The sequence below is a fragment of the Hyphomonas sp. genome, from assembly GCF_046313735.1.
In the GTDB taxonomy this organism is placed as follows: domain Bacteria; phylum Pseudomonadota; class Alphaproteobacteria; order Caulobacterales; family Hyphomonadaceae; genus Hyphomonas.
On record NZ_JBKBXW010000057.1, the window covers coordinates 1 to 4395 of the forward strand.

The 4395-nt window shown below is 64.8% G+C and carries 4 protein-coding genes and 2 tRNA genes; 4 read left to right on the forward strand and 2 right to left on the reverse strand.

The annotated features are described in order from the left end of the window. Positions 1 to 808, reverse strand: an 808-nt coding sequence (locus ACK4SV_RS15975; protein WP_409918838.1) for an elongation factor Tu, incomplete at its 3' end; no start/stop codon positions are given. 218 nt (positions 809 to 1026) lie between these two features. Here ACK4SV_RS15975 and ACK4SV_RS15980 point away from each other — a divergent pair. The 4 genes from ACK4SV_RS15980 to ACK4SV_RS15995 all read left to right on the forward strand — a co-directional run bounded on the left by ACK4SV_RS15980 (position 1027) and on the right by ACK4SV_RS15995 (position 3981). Continuing rightward, positions 1027 to 2577: a glucose-6-phosphate isomerase gene (locus ACK4SV_RS15980; protein WP_409918839.1), complete on the forward strand. Its 1551-nt coding sequence runs from the start codon at positions 1027 to 1029 to the stop codon at positions 2575 to 2577. 4 nt (positions 2578 to 2581) lie between these two features. Next, complete coding sequence (locus ACK4SV_RS15985; protein ID WP_409918840.1) at positions 2582 to 3631, forward strand: ribonuclease E/G; 1050 nt, start codon at positions 2582 to 2584, stop codon at positions 3629 to 3631. Continuing rightward, positions 3628 to 3849, forward strand: coding sequence for a DNA gyrase inhibitor YacG (locus ACK4SV_RS15990; protein ID WP_409918841.1), 222 nt, complete (start codon positions 3628 to 3630; stop codon positions 3847 to 3849). Before ACK4SV_RS15985 ends, ACK4SV_RS15990 begins: the two co-directional genes overlap by 4 nt. Positions 3850 to 3906: 57 nt before the next feature. Beyond that, a tRNA-Phe gene (locus ACK4SV_RS15995) sits at positions 3907 to 3981 on the forward strand. 115 nt (positions 3982 to 4096) lie between these two features. Here ACK4SV_RS15995 and ACK4SV_RS16000 read toward each other — a convergent pair. Further along, positions 4097 to 4172, reverse strand: a tRNA-Asn gene (locus ACK4SV_RS16000). Positions 4173 to 4395 lie beyond the last annotated feature (223 nt).

Here is a 4395-nt window from a genome sequence, read left to right on the forward strand (position 1 = left end):
GGTCGAGCAGCTTGCGGAACATCTCGACGCCCGTGCAGGTCGTCTTGGTGGTCGCGCGGATACCGACGATTTCGATCTCGTCGCCGACTTTCAGGATGCCCTGCTCGACCCGGCCGGTCACCACCGTGCCGCGGCCGGAGATCGAGAACACGTCCTCGACCGGCATCAGGAAGGGCTTGTCCAGCGGACGCTCCGGTGTCGGGATGTACTCATCCACAGCCGCCATCAGCGCGATGACCGACTTCTCACCGATTTCCGGATCACGGTCTTCGACCGCAGCCAGGGCCGAGCCCTTGATGATCGGGATGTCATCGCCGGGGAAGTTGTAGGAAGAGAGCAGGTCGCGCACTTCCATCTCGACGAGCTCGAGCAGCTCCTCGTCATCGACCTGGTCGACCTTGTTCATGTAGACGACCAGCGCCGGCACGCCGACCTGACGGGCCAGCAGGATGTGCTCGCGGGTCTGCGGCATCGGGCCGTCGGCGGCGTTCACCACCAGGATCGCGCCGTCCATCTGCGCCGCGCCGGTGATCATGTTCTTCACATAGTCAGCGTGGCCGGGGCAGTCGACGTGGGCATAGTGACGGTTGGCCGTCTCATACTCGACGTGCGCGGTGTTGATCGTGATGCCGCGCGCCTTCTCTTCCGGCGCCGCGTCGATGTCGGCGTAATTCTTCGCCGTCGCACCGCCCGACTTCGACAGCACAATCGTGATCGCCGCCGTCAGCGTCGTCTTGCCGTGGTCAACGTGGCCGATCGTGCCAATGTTCACGTGCGGCTTGTTACGCTCAAACTTTGCCTTGCCCATCGGGCCTCTCCTTACTCTTTGTTCGCGTCCGGCCCGCCGGACTGGTTGTACCTCAACGCTTTTCCGGCGCATCGACCGTCAAGTGGCGCGTCATACCCATGTGTGACAGGCGTTTCAAGCGGGCTTGTACCGGTCAAATGCCTGTATTGGCAGGCCTTGCGCCCCGGCGCGCACCGCCCGATAAGCGCGCTGCCTGACAAACCGGAATGGGGATATCCATGCGCTCTGAACTTGCCGAACATGCGAAACGTCTCAACCAACACGGTCTGAAGGGTCTTGCAGCCGCCCGCGCCGCGCTGGAACCTGTTGAAGCTGCTGGCTGGCAGATCAGCACAGCGCGCCAATTCCTGGATGAGGCCGCCGAAGCCGCGCTCCTCGCTTTCGGCGAAAGCAAGGGGCTCACCAGTGCAGCGGCAGACCTGTTTGGCGCCGTCATCGTGAACCCTTCCGAGAACCGCCCTGCCCTGCATTGGGCGCTCCGGGCGCCAGCCCCGCTCAGCGGCGAAGCGGAAACCGTGCGCCAGAGCGTGCTGCCGGCGCTTGAATTCGCCGGAAAGATCCGCCGCGGCGAGATCGTCAGCGCGGATGGCCGGCCCTTCGCGGCGGTGCTCCACATCGGCATCGGCGGCTCCGATTTCGGGCCGCGCCTGATCGCCGATGCGTTCGAGGACCTGGCGCTGCCCTCCCTGACCCTGCGTTTCGCCGCCAATGTCGACCCCTATGACCTCGACCGCGCCTTCGCAGGGCTCGACCCGGCGACAACGCTGGTCATCGGCGTCTCCAAATCCTTTGGCACCGAGGAGACGCTCTACAATCTCGCCCGCGCGCATGACTGGCTGAAAGCCAAGCTCGGCACGAAATCCGCGCATCACCTGGCGCTTGTAACCGCCAATCCTGACAAGGCGCGGGCCTGGCTCGGCGGCGCAGACGCGCATCTGTTTGAAATGCCGCTGTCGGTCGGCGGGCGCTTCTCACTCTGGTCGGTCGCGTCGCTCGCCTGCATGATCTATCTCGGGCCGAAGACATTCCGCAAAATCCTCAATGGCGCGCATGCCATGGACGAACATGTCCGCACCGCGCCTCTGGAATCCAATGCGGCCATGCGGCTGGCGCTGCTCGACTATTGGAACACCTCGGTGCGCGAACGGCCGATGCGCGCCCTGCTCGCTTATGCCAACCGCCTGCGCCTGCTGCCGACCTATCTCCAGCAGCTGGAAATGGAATCGAATGGCAAATCCGTGAACTCCAACGGTGAGACCGTCCCGCCGCCGACTGCCCCGGCGCTCTGGGGCGGCGAAGGTTCCGTCGGCCAGCATTCCTATCACCAATGGCTGCACCAGGGCTCGCAGGATGTACCTTGCGAAATCATCCTGGCACCGGACCGGACCCGCGATGGCGAGGGCCTTGCGGCGCTCAATGCGCATGCGCTCGCCCAGGCCGAAGTGCTCGCGAATGGCCGGACATTGAGTGAAGTTCAGGATGAGGAACCGAGCGTCAGCCCCGCCGTGGCCGCTCAGAAAGTCCATGCCGGGGGCCGCCCGTCGAGCTTCCTGAGCCATGCCGCGTTCGGACCGGAAGCGTTCGGCGCGCTGGTCGCGCTGTATGAGCACCGGACCTATTTTGCCGGCAAGCTCTGGGGCGTGAACCCGTTCGACCAGTGGGGCGTGGAGCGCGGCAAGACGATGGCTGGGCGCATCAAGGCCGTCCTCGATACGCCGGACAAGGCGGGCGATGCGGTCACTGCCGCCCTGATCCGCCAGATTTCCTGACCGGATGTCGGTCGCCAGAATCCTGCGCGAGGAGACTGTCGGGGAAACCCGCTGGGCAGCGCTGGATGCGGGCGGCGAGCCTGTAGCGCTTTATCTCGAGCGCGAGACAAACCCGGTGCGCCTCGGCGCGCAGTATGAGGCGCGAATTGGGGCCGTAGAGGTTGGCGCTGGCGGCATGTTTGCTGAACTGGACGGAGCGGGGGCCGCATTCATCCGACGCACGCCGCAAACACCGGCCTTTGCTGAGGGCGCGCGTGTGCGGGTGGAAATCCTAGCCGAAGCGCGGGGCGGAAAACTGCCACGCGCGCAGATCATACCTGCCGGGACAGCTCCGGGCCCATCCGGCGCCGCTGCCTGGCGCGCGGGCTTGAAGGGCGGCGCTGACGCGCCTGTCGAGGCGGCGCTGCCGGGCGACCCGCGCCTGGAGGCGGCCTTCGAGGATGCCCTGCTGCTGGATGTGACTCTTACCGGCGGCGGCCGGCTGCGTATTGAGCGGACACGGGCGCTGACGGCCGCGGATATCGACACGGCGGGCCGTGCCCAGCGCGGCAGCGCCGCCGCCCGCGCCCTCTCGATCAACCGGGAAGCTGCCCAGGCCCTCGCGCGCCAGATATTGCTGCGCGGTCTCGGCGGATTGTTCGTGCTCGACTGTATCGCGCCGATGACCCGCGAAGCTGGCCCGTCCATTCGCGACACATTTCAGGCCGCATGGGCCGAACACTCATCGCGCCCTGCAAAAGCCCTCAGGCCCTCTCAACTTGGCCTGATGGAAGCCTCAAGCGGCTGGTGGATCACGCCGCTGTCCGAGCACGTTTACGATGAGACCAGCGGTTTGCGGCCGGAGACGATTGCTCTGGACGGTCTGCGCCAGCTGGAGCGCGAGGCGCAGCAGACCCGCCTGGGCCCGCTGACCCTGGCCCTGCCCGAGGCCGTTCATCGCTGGCTCGCTGCGCAACATCCCGATGCGGATGTGCGCCTTGCGGCAAAATATGGCGCGCGGCTGAACATCAGGGCTCACACAGGCGGGGCAGCTGAGGTAAGGCGCGGGGCATGAGCAAGCCTGTTTCCCCTGACCAGAGGACACCGCGCTGCGCGCGTTGCCGCAAGCATCCGGTCCTCGCCGACTACCGCCCTTTCTGCTCGAAGCGCTGCGCTGATGCCGATCTCGGCCAATGGCTGACCGGCGGTTATGTCATCACCGGGCGGCCCGCAGAGGACGCCGAGGACATTCCCGACCCGCTCGCGCCGGATGAGGATGCAGACGACCACTGAAATCGTCATGGACAAGCCAGCCGCGCTTGGATATGTACCCGCTTCCCCGCTTGGCCCGCCCGGGTAGCTCAGGGGTAGAGCAGCGGATTGAAAATCCGCGTGTCGGTGGTTCGATTCCGCCCCCGGGCACCATTCTCCAGCTTTTTATTTTCGATTCGCGACCACGCGTTGAGGCTTTTGATGACTTGGCGAACCAACGCCTTGCTCATGCATCGCGGGTATCGAAATTTGGATTTTTGGGAAAGAGTGGCTCCGCGAGCAGGACTCGAACCTGCGACCATTCGATTAACAGTCGAACGCTCTACCAACTGAGCTATCGCGGAACAGCTGTGATGGGGGGAATAGCCAGAGCGGGGGGCAGGTTCAAGTGCCAAATAGCGGCTTGTGCACAATTACTGGATACGCCGGCCCCACTGAGCCCCAATAGAAAAGTGGCGGGAGACAAGCTCCCGCCGAAGGCGTTGGGTGATGGTGGGTGTCTCCAAGAGAAGACAAATGCAGGCTCGCCCGAAATGGTTAATCCAGGGTAAACAGCTTGAAACAAAT

Coding starts and splice junctions, on each gene's coding strand:
- ACK4SV_RS15980 (WP_409918839.1), top strand. CDS start 1,027: ATGCGCTCTGAACTTGCCGAACATGCGAAACGTCTCAACCAACACGGT.
- ACK4SV_RS15985 (WP_409918840.1), top strand. CDS start 2,582: ATGTCGGTCGCCAGAATCCTGCGCGAGGAGACTGTCGGGGAAACCCGC.
- ACK4SV_RS15990 (WP_409918841.1), top strand. CDS start 3,628: ATGAGCAAGCCTGTTTCCCCTGACCAGAGGACACCGCGCTGCGCGCGT.